The organism is Pedobacter sp. AK017 (genome assembly GCF_014200825.1).
GTDB classification, from domain to species: domain Bacteria; phylum Bacteroidota; class Bacteroidia; order Sphingobacteriales; family Sphingobacteriaceae; genus Pedobacter; species Pedobacter heparinus.
This window is the reverse complement of sequence record NZ_JACHCW010000001.1, coordinates 371,552-391,410: the sequence shown is the minus strand read 5'-3', so window position 1 is coordinate 391,410 and position 19,859 is coordinate 371,552. Positions and strand designations below refer to the sequence as shown.

Annotated in this window: 14 protein-coding genes; 11 read left to right on the top strand and 3 right to left on the bottom strand. The window is 37.3% G+C overall.

What is annotated here, in order from left to right; translation table 11 throughout:
* Nucleotides 1-15: 15 nt before the first annotated feature.
* Nucleotides 16-345: a helix-turn-helix domain-containing protein gene (locus HDC92_RS01745; RefSeq protein WP_015807399.1), complete on the top strand. Its 330-nt coding sequence runs from the start codon at nucleotides 16-18 to the stop codon at nucleotides 343-345.
* A 2-nt stretch (nucleotides 346-347) separates the two neighbouring features.
* Here the strand turns inward: HDC92_RS01745 and HDC92_RS01740 are convergent, their stop codons facing one another.
* Both HDC92_RS01740 and HDC92_RS01735 read right to left on the bottom strand, forming a co-directional pair.
* Nucleotides 348-1,466 carry a GNAT family N-acetyltransferase gene (locus HDC92_RS01740; RefSeq protein WP_183871927.1) on the bottom strand — a complete coding sequence of 373 codons (1,119 nt, stop codon included), beginning with the start codon at nucleotides 1,464-1,466 and terminating at the stop codon, nucleotides 348-350.
* Between the two features lie 69 nt (nucleotides 1,467-1,535).
* Complete coding sequence (locus HDC92_RS01735; protein WP_015807401.1) at nucleotides 1,536-1,721, bottom strand: hypothetical protein; 186 nt, start codon at nucleotides 1,719-1,721, stop codon at nucleotides 1,536-1,538.
* 429 nt (nucleotides 1,722-2,150) lie between these two features.
* Here HDC92_RS01735 and HDC92_RS01730 point away from each other — a divergent pair, with 429 nt between their 5' ends.
* The 10 genes from HDC92_RS01730 to HDC92_RS01685 all read left to right on the top strand — a co-directional run bounded on the left by HDC92_RS01730 (nucleotide 2,151) and on the right by HDC92_RS01685 (nucleotide 18,740).
* The gene (locus tag HDC92_RS01730) at nucleotides 2,151-5,618 is read left to right on the top strand and encodes a SusC/RagA family TonB-linked outer membrane protein (protein ID WP_183871925.1); all 3,468 of its coding nucleotides are present in this window, start codon (nucleotides 2,151-2,153) and stop codon (nucleotides 5,616-5,618) included.
* Nucleotides 5,619-5,635: 17 nt separating this feature from the next.
* On the top strand, nucleotides 5,636-7,240 hold the full coding sequence (locus HDC92_RS01725; protein WP_255484340.1) for a RagB/SusD family nutrient uptake outer membrane protein: 1,605 nt from the start codon (nucleotides 5,636-5,638) through the stop codon (nucleotides 7,238-7,240).
* Nucleotides 7,241-7,365: 125 nt separating this feature from the next.
* A complete protein-coding gene (locus tag HDC92_RS01720; protein ID WP_183871921.1) occupies nucleotides 7,366-8,187 on the top strand; it encodes a phytanoyl-CoA dioxygenase family protein in 822 nt (273 codons plus the stop codon).
* Nucleotides 8,181-9,023 carry a sugar phosphate isomerase/epimerase family protein gene (locus HDC92_RS01715; protein WP_183871919.1) on the top strand — a complete coding sequence of 281 codons (843 nt, stop codon included), beginning with the start codon at nucleotides 8,181-8,183 and terminating at the stop codon, nucleotides 9,021-9,023. The genes HDC92_RS01720 and HDC92_RS01715 overlap by 7 nt, the downstream gene beginning before the upstream one ends.
* Before the next feature lie 16 nt (nucleotides 9,024-9,039).
* Complete coding sequence (locus HDC92_RS01710; RefSeq protein WP_183871917.1) at nucleotides 9,040-11,904, top strand: glycosyl hydrolase; 2,865 nt, start codon at nucleotides 9,040-9,042, stop codon at nucleotides 11,902-11,904.
* A gap of 11 nt (nucleotides 11,905-11,915) precedes the next feature.
* Entirely contained in the window at nucleotides 11,916-13,394 is a 1,479-nt protein-coding gene (locus HDC92_RS01705; RefSeq protein WP_183871916.1) for a glycoside hydrolase family 28 protein, read from the top strand.
* Nucleotides 13,395-13,396: 2 nt separating this feature from the next.
* A complete protein-coding gene (locus tag HDC92_RS01700; RefSeq protein WP_183871914.1) occupies nucleotides 13,397-14,137 on the top strand; it encodes a glycosyl hydrolase family 28 protein in 741 nt (246 codons plus the stop codon).
* Nucleotides 14,138-14,143: 6 nt separating this feature from the next.
* Nucleotides 14,144-15,613 (top strand): glycoside hydrolase family 28 protein, encoded by a 1,470-nt coding sequence (locus tag HDC92_RS01695; protein ID WP_015807409.1) that lies wholly within the window; start codon nucleotides 14,144-14,146, stop codon nucleotides 15,611-15,613.
* A gap of 9 nt (nucleotides 15,614-15,622) precedes the next feature.
* Nucleotides 15,623-17,476, top strand: coding sequence for a CocE/NonD family hydrolase (locus tag HDC92_RS01690; protein WP_183871912.1), 1,854 nt, complete (start codon nucleotides 15,623-15,625; stop codon nucleotides 17,474-17,476).
* Nucleotides 17,466-18,740: a M28 family metallopeptidase gene (locus HDC92_RS01685; RefSeq protein WP_183871910.1), complete on the top strand. Its 1,275-nt coding sequence runs from the start codon at nucleotides 17,466-17,468 to the stop codon at nucleotides 18,738-18,740. The genes HDC92_RS01690 and HDC92_RS01685 overlap by 11 nt, the downstream gene beginning before the upstream one ends.
* Nucleotides 18,741-19,018: 278 nt before the next feature.
* On the opposite strand, the gene HDC92_RS01680 is transcribed toward HDC92_RS01685, so the two are convergent.
* Nucleotides 19,019-19,633, bottom strand: a complete 615-nt coding sequence (locus tag HDC92_RS01680; protein ID WP_255484338.1) for a histidine kinase — start codon at nucleotides 19,631-19,633, stop codon at nucleotides 19,019-19,021.
* Nucleotides 19,634-19,859 lie beyond the last annotated feature (226 nt).

The window sequence follows — 19,859 nt, the reverse complement described above, 5'->3', positions numbered from 1 at the left end:
ACCTAAATTTAAAATATGAATATCATTGGAAAAAACATTAGACAATTGCGCCAGAAAAATGGTTGGAGCCAGGGGGAAGTGGCTAAGCGTCTAAATATTTCAATCCCGGCGTTCTCAAAAATCGAAACTGGTATTACTGATATTAACATTTCAAGACTGGCACAAATTGCTAATCTTTTTGAGGTTTCAACAATGGACATTATATCCAAAGAAGGTGAAAACCCACAGTCGCTTAATTTTGAGGAAATTAATGGCTTAAAAGAAAAACTTGCACAAAGAGAAGAAGAGATCATTAAGCTTCAAAAGAAAGTGATCGATCTTTATGAAGAAATAAGAGAAAAATAGCCTTAAAATAGCTTTCGCATAGTCAGGTGCCGCTTTCCAAAAGTGGCACCTGTTGCTTGGTGGATAGCCAGCATTTTATCATTAAAGTCGCCCACCCATGACAATTCCAGTTCATCATACTGGTTCTTAGGCAATACATACTCTTTTAGCTTAATAAACAATGCCGATTCCAGTCCGTGCTTTTGATAAGTCGTTTTGGTGCCCATAACTATGGCACGCATGCGGTTTACACCTACCCAGCGCCTGTACACAAATTTAAGCTTTTCTATTAGGCCCAGTTTCCCGTTAAAGCCTTTGATCATCTGGTTCGCATCAGGTATAATCACCACAAATGAGGCCGGCTCTCCATTTACATAGGCAAACCAAATTAGCTTTTCGTCCATTATGGTCTGCATTTTTTCAAAGCTTTCTTCCAGTGTTTCCCTTTTTATGGGTACAAAGTTCTCAAAATCCTTCCAGGCATCATTGTATATTTCCATCAGTTCACCCGCATACCTTGCTGCGTTTTTTTTTGAAAAATGTTCAAAAGTATAACCAGGTTTAGCAGCTACCCAATTGGCTATTTTGGTAAAACGTTCCGGAAAAGGCTTTCTTACAGCCAGGTGATTGGTGATTTGCTCGTATTCTTTTTTAAAGCCGTAGTCTGTGAAAAAAGAGTGATAATATGGATGATGATAGTTCATTCCATAAGATGGTGGTGTAAAACCTTCGACAAGCAGGCCCCAAAAGGAATCGTTCTCTCCAAAATTAATTGGGCCGTCCATTGCTTGCATCCCATTTTCCTGAAGCCAGGTTTTTGCCGTATCAAAAAGTAAGAAAGCCGCATTTTTGTCATTGATACATTCAAAAAAACCCATGCCGCCAGTAGGTTGTTTATATTGATGGGCCTTTTTATCATTTATAAAGGCAGCAACACGACCAATACAATTTCCCTGATTGTCTTTTAGTATCCATCTGGCACATTTTCCGTGCTGGAAAAAAGGGTTCTTATGTGTGTCAAATATTTGTTCTATATCTTGATCGAGCGGGCAGATCCAGTTTTTATCGTCTTTATATATTAAACGCGCGGCGTCTAAAAAATCTTTTCTGGTACGCTTTCCGGATACTATCGTTATTTGCATTTCGCCTGAAGGGATTTAAAATAAAAAGCATCCTTCCCAGGATGCTTATTCATCATTATTTTTTAATTGTTAATAGTCGTCATCATCATCATCCGAAAAACTATCAAAGGAGTCCAGATCATCTAATGGCATATCGAGGTCGTCATCATCATCATCGTATGATTTCTTTTTGCTTGTTCCTTCATACGAATCATCCAGATCGTTTTCTGGATCTTCTGCTTGGCTTTTGTTGATTGGTTTTTTTGGAGTTTTCATTACAAAAAATATAATTCCTAAGATTTTTATTTGATAGGTTAAAATTACTAAAAATCTTTTTAAATGGAAAGAACAATGTTTTTTTCCGCAATGTCCGATAAAAATATAGAGTTGGACGCTGATGTTTATCTACTGGTTATGGTTTTCTTTATAGAAGGACAGGACAGTACATGACAGTTGAATAAGAGTATAAAGATATTTTTAGATTTACAATTAATTTAAATATCAGTTGTAAGTGTGTTCTTGGTAATAAATGACATATTTAAATAAATAGAATTAATAATTAAATAATAGCCAAATATGGGAAGTAGTTAAACTTATCGCAGGATGTTTCATGCTATCAAGGATGCTGCATGATGGTTCCTATAATGATAGTGACCGCATTAAAACAAAAAGAATCAATTTTAAACGTAAATAATACCAGATTTTATGAAAAAAAAAATACCTAGTTTATTTTCTTTTTTAGCGATTATATTATCGTTAATATGGACAACACAGACATTCGGTCAAACAGCTAAGCGTGTAAAAGGTAAAGTTGTAGATGCCGTTACAGGATTGCCAATTTTAGGAGTATCTATTTCAGAATCGGCTAATAAAAACAAAACTTCAACTGATAAGCTTGGGCAGTTTGAGATTATGAGTACGAATAATTCCACTTTAACATTTAGTTATATTGGATTTATTGAGCAGCGGGTAAAAGTAGATGCTAACTTTGATCCGACTATTCGGCTACAGGAACAAACTACCGGCTTAAATGAGGTTGTTGTTGTGGCGTATGGTACTGCTAAAAAAAGAGATCTGACGGGTTCTATCTCAACAATTGATTCCAAAGTGCTTGCTGTGCAATCGAATTCCAGCGTGAGTAGAGCATTAGAGGGCGCTGCTCCAGGAGTACAGGTTTCTGCAGTAGATGGTCAGCCTGGTCTTGATATGGGGATCAGAGTTAGAGGTTTGGGTTCTGCTTCACAAAGTACATCAGATGCATTGGTTGTTATTGACGGTGTGCCTGCACAGAATGCAAATCCACTAGCCACTATTAGTCCTAAAGATATTGAAAGTATAACAATTCTTAAAGATGCAGCTTCAACAGCGTTGTATGGATCCAGAGGTGCAAATGGTGTCGTTTTGGTAACAACTAAAAAAGGAAAAAACGGAGCACCCAGGATTTCTTTTGAGGGTAAGTTCGGCGTTAATCAGGCTGGACCTTATCAATTTGATAAGATGGACAATCCAAAAGATATTTATGAATATGCCTGGTTGTCAATCTATAACTCTGTAAGATATGGAGTTGCTGGTTCCGGAACTTCAAAAAACTACACAACGAATGTTCAGAATCCGAACATGAGCCATGATGCTGCCGCACAATTTGCCAGTGCTCACTTATTTGATTATACAGGTTCAGCCACTAATTTTCAAATGAACAATCTAGGTAACTGGATGCTGTATGACGTTCCCGGGGCAACCTATACCACAACGGGATCAGGTGTTAACTCCAGTAAAACGATGTCAGGGGCTTATCTGGTTAATCCTGATGGAAAATTAAATTCAAACGCCAAATTATTGTACAATGAAAACTATGATCAATTTGTATTAGAAGACAGACTTCGTCAGGAATATAATCTATCTGTTTCTGGAGGAACTGATAAAATTGACTATTTCTTCTCTGGAGGATATTTGGAAGATCCTTCTTATATAAGGGGCTCAACTTTTTCCCGCTATAATGGAAGAGCAAATGTAAATGCGCAGGTTTTTGACTGGTTAAAAATGGGTACCAATGTAATGTATGGTGTCCGCAATACGCAATCGCCAGCTACACGATTCGGACGTAATCCAGGAAGTGCAGTGTCAAATGTTTTCAGGTATATCAATGGCCAAAATCAACTTATTCAGCTGTATGCCAGAGATAAAGACGGCAATTATATCTATGAGAACGGCCAGAAAAAAGTCCATGTTCTGGCAGGTGATACCTATTCTCCATTGGGCTTAACTACTTCGGCATTGTCCAATACTAATCTTTTAACCGTATTGGATACGGATACGGACAATAGAGAGTCGGGCGATTTAAATACCAGGACTTATATTCAGGCTAAATTGTATAGTGATCTGACCTTTACTTCTAATTTCTCCTATGATAAATTTAATGAGGTCCGTACGCGTTTCTGGAATAACGAGACCGGTCAGGCACAAGGTGTTGGTGCCTTTGGAAAAGTTTTCAGTAATGTAGCTATCTTGAATGCCCAACAATTGTTGAATTACAATAAAACCATTGGCTTACATACTATTGAAGGCTTACTTGGACATGAGTATGATTCATTCAAGTCTGAAGGATTGAATTACAGATCCTCTTATGAGCTGATTCCAGGCTTTATAAGCTATGCAAATTTTGTTGGAAGATATGATGGAGGAACTTTCTCTAATCCGGGTGGAGCACAGGATGTCCGTAACATGGAAAGTTATTTTGCAAGAGGTAACTACAACTATGACAATAAGTATTTTTTACAAGGTTCAATTCGCCGCGATGGATCGTCTAAATTTAAATTACCGGAAAATAGATGGGGAACTTTTTGGTCAGTAGGTGCAGGATGGAGAATATCCAGCGAAAAGTTCATGAAGAGCAGTTCAGATTGGTTGAATGACCTTAAGGTTCGTGCAAGTTATGGTATCATCGGAAATCAAAATGGTGTAGCCAACTATTCCGGTTACCAAACCTGGAGCTATTCTGCAGTTTACGCATCAACCACAGCGGGTACTGGTATACCAGCAAGCTATAACCTTTCAAAAAACGGGTATGTTAATGATCAATTGACATGGGAAAATATCAACACATTTGATACCGGCCTTGAGTTCAGTTTATTTGGTCGGTTGAGAGGCTCGTTTGATTATTACAACCGCTTAACAACTAATGCAATCTGGAGTCAGCCTCTTCCGATTTCAAAAGGTCAGACATCGGTTTTGACCAATTCTGCAAAACTAAGTAATAAGGGTTTTGAAGTTGATCTTTCGGTTGATATCATCAAGAATGACAACTGGAACTGGACTGTATCAACAAATGGCACACATTACAGAACTATATTAAAAGATGTGCCAAAAGGAGTAGGATCAGCTGAACTTAATGGAAACTGGACTTCCGGGGTTGACGGATGGGCAGCCGCCGGTACTGGTGCGGTTACCCAAACTGTCTTTTTGAGAGGGATAGGTAAAGATTATTACAATTTATACCTGTTCAAATATGCTGGTGTCGACCAGGCTACTGGTTTGCCTTTATTTGGGCATCAGGTAACCCAAAAAGAGGCTGATGCAGGCCTTTATCCTAACTATAAAGTAGGTGAAAGCTTTAATTCAACCGACTACTCTATAGCCAGTAGGTATGAAATGGGTAGTGCTGTTCCTGATTGGATTGGTGGTTTTAGTACCTCATTGAGGTATAAGAATTTTGATTTCTATACTTCATTGGCCTATCAATTGGGTGGTAAGTTTTTCAGCACAGAGTATGGAAACAACCTTTATATTAGCGAGGGAGCGGTAAGGTCTGCAGAGTTAATAGGTAACACCTGGACGCCAGAGAATACAGGCGCTAAATTCCCAATGGTGATGTATGGTAATACTTATGGCAATGGGGCCACATTTGGAAGTTGGTTGTATTCGGATATGGCTTTGTTCAACGCATCTTATTTAAACCTGAAAAATATTACAATTGGATATACGCTTCCTGAGAAACTTTTAAAAAGAACTAAAATTAGTAAATTGAGAATTTTCGCTTCCGGAGATAATTTATGGTTGTTGTCTTCCCATTCAGGAATAGATCCTAGAATGTCTCTGGTAGGAGGTTTTGAGGTGGCAGCCTATTCATACCCTTCAATGAGAACGTTCACCTGTGGTTTTAATCTTGATTTTTAATGTTTTATAAAGTAGATATGAAAAAGATATTCGTAGTATTAACAGTTTGCGCAATGATGTGCTCATGTAGCAAAAAATTGGATGTTGCGCCTCCAAATAACATAACAGATGAACAAATCCAGGCACTATTGGCTAAAGGTGATCCAGCTACAATTCAGTTGATTCTGGGAAGTCTGGCTAATAACATGCCTTTACTAATAAATTCTGGAACTACAGGTGGTTTTGGATCAGATGAGCGATATAATAATGTCCAGGGATTGATGGCGATGAGAAATCTGGAAAGCAATGACATTGTATTTGGCAATAGACCATTAACAATTTTCGGAGGTGATGAATATAGGTTCTTAGATTTTATTTCATCGGGAGTTGATAAAAACTCACCTTACTGGGGTTATTCATGGAACCTCATCACAGCCGCTAATACATTGCTTAACTATTTAGATGACAATACGGTTGGTAGCAATGTGAAGTTACAGGAGTACAAAGCCAGAGCTTTAACCTTAAGAGCCTATGCTTATAATTTTTTAATGGAAAATTATCAGGATGCTTATTTGCAGGGTGGAAAGAATAAATTGGGTGTTCCGCTATATGATTTTTATTCGCCAATACAGGAAAGTAAACCCAGGGCTACTGCTGAGGAAACTTATGCCTTTATCAAAAATGACCTGAACAGAGCTTTTCAATTGTTTACCAGTGCAGGAATAACCTATACTACCGGGGTACTTACAGATTTCGATTTAGCAGTAGTTGGCTTTTTGCAAACTAAAGTAGCATTGCATACAGGTGATTGGCCAACAGCGATTGCTAAAGCCAATGAAGTGCTCAGCAAATATCCAACGCTGATGACAGAATCCGTATATGGAGGGAAAAATATTGGCACACAGGTAGCTCCCGAAATCAGACCTGACCAAAATGGTTTTCTAAATATTAACGTCAATCCTGAAGTTATATTTGGCTTCCCTCTTGGACAAGCTGTAAATGTTCATGTGGGCTGGATGAATCCATTTGGAGAAGGAAATGGGGGTCTGGGTGAAGGCTACCAGCGAATTGACAATAGGTTTTATGAGAAGATAAGTGCTAACGACTTCAGGAAAAATGTCTTTGTAGAAGGTGCCTGGGGAAATTATGCTTATCCAACCAGTGGAGCCGTTAGAAATATCCCTTCTTATATTAACCTTAAATTTGCGGCAACGCACGGTATAGGTGGAGGTACTGATAAAAAACTGGTGAATACAGCAATGACCTGTTATTATATGCGGGTCTCTGAAGTGTTGTTAATGAAAGCAGAAGCGCAGGCACAGGCATCAACAGATCCAAGTGCTGCAAAAGCAACATTAAATACATTACTGGCCGCCAGGACAAAACAAGGACAGACAGCTTTAACTTGTGATACTTATCCGTCTATGGCTGGGATGACTGCTTTACAAATGGTTCAGTTACAAACCCGGATCGAACTATGGGGAGAGGGTGGACGCGAATTTTATAATAATAAACGTTGGAATATCCCTGTTGACAGGACAAGTTCAACTAATCATGTTGACAAAAGCACTTATCCCGTGGCTAAGATGACCTTACAAATACCACTTGATGAAATGTTATACGGCAAGTCGGTTCAAAATTAGTATTTAAGCCAATTAAGCAGTGAACTTAATAGTTTGCTGCTTAATTTTTCAATTGAAACATTTTCTGCTGTAGCCATCGATGCTGGCAACACAGAAAAGTTTATTCATTTTTACAGAATTTTACTATGAATTATAAATTATCAAGCACGCAAGTTAGCTTCTACAAAGAAAATGGTTATTTAATTGTCGAAAATTTTCTTGATGAAGAAGAATTGGAACATTGGCGCAAGACAGTTTTTAGTGCAGTTGAAAACAGAGCAGGTCAAAAAATGCCTGGCAAAGAAGCAAAAGTTGGTGAAGATGATGGGATCAATAAGGATGCTGATTATTTTGGAAAAGTATTTGATCAATTGCTGAATCTTTGGCAAACCGATAAAGGGGTAAAGGAATTAATGCTAGACAGGCGTATCGGTGAAATGGTCAGTGCGTTGTCAAATGCAGATGGTGTTCGTATATGGCATGATCAGGCTTTGTTTAAACGCCCTTTTGCCAATCCGACTGCCTGGCATTTAGATACACCGTTCTGGTCTTTTTCAGATAGACAGGCGCTGTCGATATGGGTAGCACTTGATGATTCCACTTTAGAAAATGGCTGCTTATACTTTATCCCCGGATCATTTAAGCATACTAAATTTGAAAATGTGGGAATTGGGAAAAACATGAATGGTATATTCGAATTTTATCCTGAATTGGCACAAATAAATTCTGTAGCAGCTCCTTTAAAAGCAGGTAGTTGTTCGTTCCATAATGGGTTGACCATACACGGTGCCGGACCAAATATGACCAATGGCTTTAGGAGGGCAATGACCTGTGCTTATATGCCTGATGGAAACGTTTTTAATGGGCAGGCGAATATTTTGCCTAAAGCCTATCTGGATACTTTAGCAATAGGGGACTTACTTAATAATGAAGAACAAAATCCCCTAATTTATCATAAAGCATGGTAAATGTTAACTTTTTGTATCCACGTTGGGGTGCTGAACATGTTGACTGGAATGAATTTTTAGCCGAAGTTAAAGAACAGGGATATTATGGAATTGAATGGTACCCTTATGGGGAAGGGGATGCCAATTATGAAACAGTCATAGCACAGCTAAAGGATGCTGGTTTAAAGTATGCAATTGTCATGACTGTAAAGGATGAGCCCGAGTCTGAAGCTGATTATTTTCAACGCTTGGAAAAGCAATTGAGTGAATTGGCTTTATTGGGACAGCAAAGCTTACCACCTTTATTTATCAGTGCACAAACAGGTCGGGAGTATTTTTCATTAGATGAGGTATACAGATGCCTGAGCATATGTGATAAAGTGCAATCAGAGACAGGAATAAAAATTTATCAGGAAACACATCGAAATAAATGGGCTTATGGTTTACATAAAATTCCTGAGGTATTAAAAAAATATCCCGACCTCAGGTTTACATTGGACATTTCACATTGGTTTTGTGTTTCCGAGAGTTATCTCGAAGATCAACGTGACAAACTATTAAATATTCTACCACATGTTGAACATATCCACTCCCGTGTGGGCTATACACAAGGTGCACAAATACCTGATGTAACCAATCCTTTGTATAAAGATATTGTCGATATACATCTGGAGATCTGGCAACAGTGGGTGGATTTAAAAAAGATAAACGGAGTAAAAAATATTACCATCAGTACAGAATTTGGTCCTCCACCGTATTTAATTACGACGGGCCATACCGATACTGATTATTTAAAACAGTGGGAGCAAAATTTGTGGATAAAAAAATACCTTATTAAGCTGCTAAACCTTACCTAAAAAACCTATATTATTTATGAACAGAAGGACTTTTATCCAAAATACATCAATCGCCACCTCATCCTTAGTTTTTTTTAATCAATTTGAGTCTTTAGCGTTCTCAAAATCCGATCAGGATTTATATAGCCTCTTTAAAAATCCCCCCGCTAATTACAGGCCCTTTGTACGGTGGTGGTGGAATGGGAACAAAATACAAAAGAAGGAGTTGTTCAGACAATTAACTTTATTAAAAGATGCTGGAATAGGGGGGGTGGAGATTAATCCCATATCTTTTCCTAACAAAGCGGATGATATGGGCATCAAATCACTACGTTGGTTGAGTGACGAATGGATTGATCTGGTTAAGGACACTTGTAATGAAGCCAGATCCAAAGACATGACCTGTGATTTGATAGTTGGTTCGGGTTGGCCGTTTGGCTCTGAAGATTTAAAAGAGGAAGAACGGGCAGAAGTAGTACTGGTTTTTGCTGAAAAGGTTGAGGGACCGATGATTTACGAAACAACAAAGTACAGCATATATAATGCCATTGACCCTCAGGTTACTGATAAAAATCCATTGCGATCACCAATATTAATGGACTTAAAGCTATCTCAAGATCCAATAGCAGCAATTGCAACAACAATTGATTTTTCGAATCAAATTAATAATGATATCATAAAAATTGATGTACCCGAAGGAAAGCATTGCATCTATGCATTAGTAAAATTTAAGTCATTCGCCAAGGTGATCAATGGTGCACCAGGAGCTTCTGGCTCCATTTTAAATCACTTAAATAAACAAGCTGTTGAAAGTTATTTAAATAGAATGTCTTCCACCATGCAAGATCGGATAGGTCCGCTGTCTAATTATTTAAGGGCACTATTTACGGATAGTATGGAGTTGGAAGGTTGCAATTGGTGTGAAGATTTTCCTGCAGAATTCAAAAAACGATGCGGGTATGATCTCATGCCTTATTTGCCTTTTATCCTATTTAAAGTGGGTCGTTTAGGAGCAGTAGTCGATGAGGATTATGGCGCAGAAAAATCTCAGGACCTAAATGTGATATTGAAAAAAGTAAGGTTCGACTTTGAATATACGAAAGCATTATTACTAAGGGAAAGATTTACAGAAGTATACCTGAAATGGTGTAAAGAGCTGAAGGTCAAATCAAGAGCTCAGGCCTATGGGCGTGGATTTTTTCCACTCGAAACAAGTTTAGGCTATGATATCCCTGAAGGGGAGTCCTGGACTACGAATTACCTCAGACATAAACTTGGTGAAGAGATGTCGGACGAGGATTACCGGAGGGGCAGGGGTTATACGATGATCAATAAATACGTTTCTTCTGCAGCCCATTTAACCGGGAAACGCATTGTTAGCTGTGAAGAAATGACCAATACCTATTTGGTTTTTAATGCAACACTGGAATTATTAAAACTGGGATCAGACCAAAGCATCATGTCTGGTATTACACATTCTGTCTGGCACGGTTTTAATTATTCGCCTAAAGAGGTTGCATTTCCAGGATGGGTCCAATATGGCTCTTATTATAGTGAAAAGAATAACTGGTGGCCATATTTTAAGTACTTAAATGATTATAAGGCCAGATTGTCATCACAGTTGCAACATGGCGACTACTATACTGATATCGCTATTTTACCAGCTAATTATGATTTATGGGCCAATAACGGTGTACAGACAGATCCATTCCCTGAAAAGTTAAATGTTCCTTATACCTCTTTATTATGGGAGGCAATTAATAAAAATGGTGGTGCTGCAGACTATATCACAGATATGATATTGACGCAAAGTGAGATCATAAAAGGGAAAATTGTTTATGGTAAAAAATCTTTCGGGGTGCTATTTCTTCCAGGTGTAGAAAGTTTGAGTGAATTGGCAATGCAAAAAATTGAACAATTTGTAAAGACAGGTGGCAAAGTGATCTGTATAGAGAAATACCCGGCAAAAGGACTTGGGTTTCTGAATTGGGAACAAAAAGATGCAACCATCAAGGACGCTGTAGCCCGGTTGAAACAACAGTTTTCAGATCGATTTATTTTTCTGGACAAGCCCGCAGACAATAAATTTTTAGAGTGGTATACGCCGTTAATTGCAACTCATCAGCTTCCTTCCTATTTAAATATTTCTACACCCAATAGATATTTTATGCAGATCCGTTCTGTGCGGGATGATGGAACTGAAATGTTTTTCTTTCAAAATGCACATCGATATGATGCTTATCAGGCCAGGATTGTTTTTGATCGCAAAAAGATCAAAGGAAAATACGCCTGGGTATGGGATCTTGATTCCGGTGAGCGATTCAGATTGACATTAACCAATGATACCACTTTTGAATATAACTTTGGACCCACTGAATCTCTGTTAATTATTTTTGATCACATCAAAAATGGGGAGAAGTGGAAGCCCTTGCTCAGTTCGGGTAAGTCTACTCTAAATCTGGACAAAGTTTGGGATTTGGAATTGAGGAATAGCTTAGATGGTAGTGTAAAGCATGTTAATTTACCACAAGTTATTGATATGAAGGATGATAAAGAGCTGGTGAATTTCACTGGTACCGCAATTTATCGTAAAAAGATTACGCTGACGGATACCAAAAACTTAGTTATTAATTTAGGTAAAGTTTATGGAATTACACAATTGTATATCAACAAGGTACAAGTCGGTATAAAATGGTACGGGAAGAGATTTTTTGATATCTCTAAATATGTCCAAACGGGTACAAACGACATTGAAATTCATTTGGTGACAACAATGGGCAATTATATGAAAACTTTAACAGACAATGAAATCGCTCAATATTGGGTAAACAGGAAAGGGAGAGAGCAGGAAATACAATCGATGGGAATTGTAGGACCTATCGAAATTTATCAACAAAATTAAAATTATTTGAAATGAAAAATATATTGTTAATCATAGGTGTCTTACTTAGCCTTAATCTAATGGCTAAGGATTATCCCGCACATGATTTTGGTATCCAGTCTGACGGAAAGACGCTAAATAGCAGATCAATTCAAGCTGCTATTGATTATATTTCTACACATGGCGGAGGCAGATTGGTTTTTTCGGCAGGGAGCTATGTCTCAGGAACGATTTATCTCAAATCTAATGTGACCTTACACTTAGAAAGTGGAGCAAGCATATTGGGCTCCAATAATCCATTTGATTATATCAAAGATCCGGCGGTAAACTGGCAGTCGCTGATTTTTTCCATTAAACAGGAAAATATTGGTATTACAGGTCCGGGAATGATTAATGGACGGGGATTTACGACAGCAATAAATGCACTTAGTAATGTGCATCGTGGTATTTTTAAAGATGCGCTAAAGTATGATCGCATTCAGGAAGGGAACCGTCCGCAGAATATTTATTTTAGGGAATGCAAAAATATTGTCATTAAAGACATTACGTTAAAAGATCCGGCAAGCTGGAACCAAACCTATGATCAATGTCAAAACCTATTGGTAGACAACATTACTGTAGACAGTAAATCTTATTGGAATAATGACGGTGTCGATATTGTCGACTGTAAAGATGTCATCGTTCGTAATTCCTATTTTGACGTTGCAGATGATGCGATTTGTCTGAAATCACATGATGTAAATGCGCTGTGTGAAAATATATTGGTTGAAAATTGTACGGCCAGATCGAGTGCAAACGGATTAAAATTTGGAACAGCTTCAAGAGGAGGTTTCAGGAATGTAACGGTTAAGAACCTGACCATATTTGATACGTATAGATCTGCCATAACTTTTGCTGCGGTAGATGGTGGATTTGTTGAAAATATAGTAGTTGATGGTGTAAAATCAATCAATACCGGAAATGTAATTTTTTTACGGATTGGCGATCGCTGGACTAAAGGGAAAAAACCTTATATGAAAAATGTAGTGATCAAAAATGTATATGCCGAAGTTCCCTTAAATAAAGCTGATGCCGGATATAACTACGAAGGTCCTATAGAAGATCTTCCCCGAAATATTTCGCCAGCCAGTATAGTCGGTTTACCTAACTATAAGATTGAGAACGTGACCATTGAAAATGTGGAGATTATTTATCCAGGAGCTGGAGATCCATTTTATGCAAAACGAGGGCTAACTTCGAAGGAGTTGGACAGCATTCCGGAAATGCCGCTTGCCTATCCTGAATTTTCGCAATTTAAAGAGCTCCCGGCCTGGGGTTTTTATTTAAGACATGCAAAGAATATCAACTTTAACAATGTCGTATTTAAAGCTAAAAAGACCGATTATCGCCCTGCAATTGTGACAGACGATGTGGAGGATTCAAAATTCATTAATGTTAAAGTTGTTGAGCCAAAAGCGGAGCATAAAAAACAGATTTTCCTTTATAATTCTAAAAATACCAAGATTCAATAACCATGAAAAATCTTATCATCATTTTATTCATACACCTCTGCTTCCTGAGCCCATTAAAGGCACTGGAATATAATGCATCTTTATTTGGATGTGTATCAGATGGTGTCACCAACAATACATCGTCCATTCAATATGCGATCAACTTTATAGCAGAAAAGGGAGGAGGCAAGTTAAATTTTTATGTGGGACGTTATTTAACCGGAGGAATACAGTTAAAATCGAATGTTACTATTGAACTTCATGAGGGAGCAGTATTGCTGGCCAGTCCAAATTTCTATGATTATTTAAAAAATAGTTCAGGATATGCTTTAATTAATGCTGAAAAAGCAGAAAATGTCAGCATCATCGGTAAGGGAGTGATCCAGGGACAGGTAGAGCCTTATCTAACCCAGTTAAATGACTTAATTTTAAAAGGATATTTACCGGATAACAAGGAGGTGTATATGCCGTCATTGCTGTCATTTACAAATTGTACTCAGGTAAAGGTCGACGGAATTTTCTTTAGCAACTCGCCCGCGGTTGTGCAAAAGTATGTAGGTACTAATGATTTAGAGCTTTCAGGTCAGATTATCAACAGTAAAGTGGCAAAAGACAGTAAAGGAATTGTACTCATAAATTCAAAATCCATCAAGTTAAAAAACTTGTTCATCGAGACCTCCGGAAAGGGGATTGAATCGGATAACAGCAATCAATTCTCGTCAGTAGAGAAATGTATTTTACCCAATGGAAAACCTGCTTTATAAAAAAAAATGAAAAATATACGTCATATATTAACCGTTATAATCCTGTTATTTTCAATTCCTGCTTTTTCTGAAAATATCTATAACGCATCGTTGTTTGGAATAAAATCCAATGGCTCTACGATGAATACAAACTCTATTCAAAAAGCAGTAAACTATATTAGTGAAAAAGGGGGCGGAACACTGCGGTTCTATGTTGGCAGATACCTGACCGGTACCATTCAGCTCAAATCGAATGTAACTATCCTTTTAGAAGAAGGAGCGATTATCGTGGGTTCCACAAATATTTACGACTACAATATTGATGTACCCAACCCGGCTTTAATATATGCTAAAGGGGTAAATAACATTGGTATTAAAGGTAAGGGTGTTATTGAAGGACAGGGGCGGGTGGTAGCTTATGACCTGCTTGACCAAATTCATAAAGGACTTATTGTAGATGACATTAAAAATGACCGTCCGACCAATCGTCGTCCTAAAGCCATTTATTTTAGAGAATGTAATCAGGTAAATATTGATGGGATTAACATTTGGAATGCAGCCGACTGGGTGCAGGTATATGATCAATGTCAACAAGTATTAATTAATAACATTACCGTTAAAAGCAACGAATTCTGGAACAATGACGGTATTGATATTGTGGATTGTAAGGACTTTAAATTGTTAAATTCTTTTATCGATGCAGCGGACGATGCCATCTGTTTAAAATCACATGATAGAACAAAGCGATGTGAAAATATAGAGATCCGTAATTGTGTTGCCCGCTCAAGTGCCAATGGGATCAAATTCGGAACGGTATCAGCGGGTGGTTACAAAAATGTGAAAATTATCAATAATAAGGTTTACAATACGTTTAGATCAGCAATTACAATTGCTTGTCCTGATGGAGGAGTTGCCGAAGATATTTTAATAGATAGCTTGTATGCTTATAATACTGGAAATCCTATTTACTTGCGTATGGGCTCCAGGTGGAATAACCAGCGGATAGGAGGAATGAAAAATGTAACCATTCAAAATTTGTATGCTCAAATTACGGCAGATAAACCTGATAGTGGTTATATTTATGAGGGCCCCATTGAAGATAACCCCAGAAATATCTCTCCTTCGAGTATAGTGGGTTTAAAAAATATGATTATTGAAAATATTAAATTGAAGAATGTTGAAATCGTATATCCAGGTGGAGGAAATCCAAATTATGCTTTCAGAGGAACTACAAAAGAGGATTTGGCTGGTATCCCTGAAATGAAGGATGCTTATCCTGAATTTTCGCAGTTTAAAGAACTTCCGGCATGGGGTTTCTTCATTAAATATGCTAAGAATATTTCTTTCGAGAATGTAAAGTTAATTGCCTTGAATGCTGATTATCGCCCTTCGGTGGTTTTGGATCACGTTAATGGATACACCTTTGATAAATTGGATATTAAAGAAAAGGGTAAACGTAGCAAGAAACAAATCATAGTGAATGATTCTAGTAAATAGATTTCTTTAATGATGTTGTCAATTCGAATCATATTTTGTTTGCTCTTCTTTTGGATCGGGCTTTCAGCCCAATCCAAAGAAGATTCTTTATTCATTAAAAATAATTATAGAAAAGAAGAAACGTATATTAAGATGCGTGATGGGAAGAAATTGTTTACGACCATCTATGCGCCGAAAGATCAGGAAAATTCCTATCCGATAATGCTTATGCGTACACCATATAGTTTGGCGCCATACGGTGTGCAAAATATGAAGGTGCCAATTGGTCCTAATATGGACTTTGCACGAGATGGTTTTATATTTGTTTACCAGGATGTAAGGGGGAAGTATAAATCTGAAGGCGATTTTATTGCCAACAGACCTGTAAATACTTCTAAAAAGAAAAAAGTGGCAGATGAGTCTACGGATACTTATGATACAATTGACTGGCTGATAAAAAATATTAAATCAAATAAGAAGGTTGGAATTTGGGGGATATCATCACCAGGGATGTATGCCTCTCTAGCCTTAATAAACAGTCATCCAAATTTAAAGGCTGTATCTCCACAAGCACCCGTAACAGATTGGTTTTTAGGTGATGACAGGCATCATAATGGTGCTTTGATGCTGATGGGTAGTTTTTCATTCCTGTCTTCCTTTGGTAAATTAAGAGACTCCATATCCACCAGGCATCCGGGTGGCTTTAGTGATTATGGTCATATGGATTCTTATAATTTTTACTTAAAAACCGGTGCTTTAAAGAATTTTAATACGAAATATCTTCACAATAAAAGTGTATTATGGAATGAGATGATGGACAATCCTGATTATAACGATTATTGGGAAGCAAGGAATTACCTGAAGCATATAAAAAAAATTGCACCAGCAGTATTGGTTGTTGGCGGATGGTTTGATCAGGAAGACCTTTATGGTCCTTTGAAAACTTACGCACATTTAGCCAGGTTGAAATCTTCTGGTTCAACACATCTTGTCATGGGCCCCTGGTTTCATGGTTCCTGGACCCGTGGCTTAGGAGACTCCTTGAACGACGTTAATTTTAGTCAAGCCACCGCGAAACAGTTTCGGGAAGATATGGAATTGCCGTTTTTCAAAAAGTATTTAAAAGGTACTCAAACGGATAATCTACCAGCAGCTAAGATATTTTTTACGGGAAGTAATCAGTGGGCCTCTTTTCAGCAATGGCCCTCTGCAGCTGTAAAGCCGCAATCCCTATACCTCAACCAGGGAAACAAGCTGTCATTTGATCGCCCGGATAGTAGCCAAATTACATTTGATGCTTATATAAGTGATCCTAATAAACCGGTTCCCTATACCAATGAAAAAACTGTTTTTAGAGGATATAAATATATGTTTGAGGACCAATATTTTGCAGCAAAAAGACCGGATGTATTAGTCTATGAGTCTGACGTTTTAACACAAGATGTTAAAATTGGCGGCAATTTACAAGCTGAACTTTATATATCGACAACAGGTACAGATGCAGATTTTATCGTTAAGTTAATCGACTTACACCCTTATAACAGTAAGTCTGCGATGGCAGACTATCAGCTTTTAGTTCGAGGGGAAGTAATGCGGGCAAAATTTAGGGATAGCTTTTCTAAACCTAAAGCCCTAAAACCAAATACAGTTACAAAGTTGCGTTTTGATATGCAGGATGCAGCTCATGTGTTTAAAAAAGGCCATAAGATAATGGTACAGATTCAAAGTACCTGGTTTCCACTCGTTGATCGCAATCCACAACAATTTTTAAATATTAATGAGGCTAATGATAATGATTTCTTGAAACAGGAGCATCGAATTTATTTTAGCAAAGAATATCCTTCACAAATTATATTACCAATTATTAAATCAGATGAAAATTAGAATTGTAGTTTATTGCGTTATATTTTTCTGCTTTTTACAAGCACAAGCACAAGAGGAGTACGCCCGTTATGTTGTCAGGGAATTAACGTCTAAGCCATATCATGGAAGGGGATATGTTTTTGATGGTGATCGTAAAGCTGCCAATTTTATAAGAAAAGAATTTAAGAAATATCAAATTCAACCGCTCGGGGATGATTATTTTCAATATTACAATTTATCGGCGAATACATTTCCTGCAGAACCAAAAGTAAGCATCAATGGTAAGGAATATCATCCGGCAATAAATTATTTAGTAGATGCAGCATCCCCGGCGATAGAGGGAACATTCGATATAGAAGTCTTGGAATTGAAGTCATCGGATAAACAAGCTGTTGAAGCCATACTTAACAATTCGAATTATGAAAATAAATTTTTATATATCGATGAAGATTTGGCTTTGAAGCATATGAAAGCCCCGCAGCTAAAAGAGGTTACAGATCAATTGAAAAAAGCAGGATTTCATAAAGGACTTATTTTAAATTCGCAGCAAAAATTGAAATGGAGATCATTAACTTATCAAAATGAAAAGGCAAGTATCAATACGCGGTCTTTATGGTTGGATCCAAAAGTTAAAAATGTTGCTCATGTTAAAATTGCCCCTAAATTAATTCCGCAATACCGGACCCAAAATGTATGCGGCTTTATCAAAGGGACAAGTTCTTCTGATTCTACGATTGTTGTTACTGCTCATTATGATCATATTGGTGCGATGGGTAAAAAAATATATTTTCCAGGAGCAAATGACAATGCTAGTGGGACAGCTATGTTGATGTATTTAGCAAAGTATTATGCTGCAAATGCGCCTAAATATAATGTTGTATTCTTAGCTTTTTCAGGAGAAGAAATTGGTTTATTGGGTTCTAAGCATTATGTGAGTAACCCTCTACTGGATTTAAGTAAGATCAAATTTCTGTTGAATTTAGATATGGCTGGAACTGGTGATGAAGGAGTTCAGGTGGTCAATGGAACAGAATTTAAGCCGGAGTTTGATACATTGGTTAAGATGAATAAAGATAATGAGCTATTGCCTCAGGTATTGGTGAGGGGACCTATGAATCGTTCTGATCATTATCCGTTTTTTGAAAAATCAGTCCCTTGTTTCTTTTTTTATACACTTGGAGGCATTGATGCTTATCATGATGTTTACGACCGGTATGAAACACTGCCTTTTACAAGGTTTAATAGCTATGCCAGGTTGCTGATCCGATATATGGATCATTTTTAAATTCTTTCCAATATAAAAAAATACAAAACCTTGTCAATCAGCTGTAATAGGGGCAAAAAAAAATGGTAAAGCTATGAACTTTACCATTTTTTAACACACAAATGAAACCTGAATTGAGATATAGTTTTAGGTTAGGTAAAAAATATCTTTGATCAATCCTATAAGAACGTTATTACAAACTTCTGTTTGTAACAAAAACATATAACAAGTTAATGTTAGTTTTTATAATGATTAATTTAAATTTAGTAAGTGGTATGGATAATTGAGTAAACGGTAAATTATTTTTTTAATGGGATGAGAATAGATACAAAAGTGCCCGAAATACCGTTTTGCTTAACATCAATCCGTATTGGATTTGGCTCAACTTGATTTAAAAGGTTAATGCGTTCCCGCGTAAGGCTCATGCCTTTGCTGATGTGATGACCTTTTTTACTTTTCATAGAATTGTCGATACCAATGCCATCGTCGATGATTTCAATCACCAGGTGATCTTCTCCTTTAAAAGCTATCCGTATATCCAGTTTGCCACCATCTTCTTTGGGCATTAAGCCATGCCATATCGCATTTTCTATATAGGGTTGAAGGATCATAGAAGGAATTAATGTTTCTTCTTTATCAATTGTGTTTTGCAGGTATATGTGGTACTTAAACTTTTCACCGAGTCTTTTTTTCTCCAGACTAAGATAGAGCTCAAGGTATTCGAGCTCCTCGTACAGACTGATGAAGCTTTTTGTACAGATCTCCAGGTTCATCCTGATTAGCTTTGCAAAGCCGGTGAGTATCTTATTTGCTGAATTGCTATCCTTTGTGTTGATGTAATGCTGAATGGAATTCATTACATTAAAAACAAAATGAGGGTTCATCATCATCTGTAATGAGCGTAGTTCGAGCATTAATATCTTGTTTTTTAAAAGTAGTTGTTCCTGCTCCTTGTTTTTCTGAATTTTAGTAACCACCACTGCTATCTTGTAAATAACGCCAGCCAGCAAAAAAATGCCCGCCAAAACCAAAGTTGTTTCCCAAAAGTTTTTTTTTAATGAAAAATTAACTATTGCAGAAATATTCCTGTGGCCACTGTTTATTTTTTCCTGCAGTAAATTTGTAATCTGAGCATTGGTT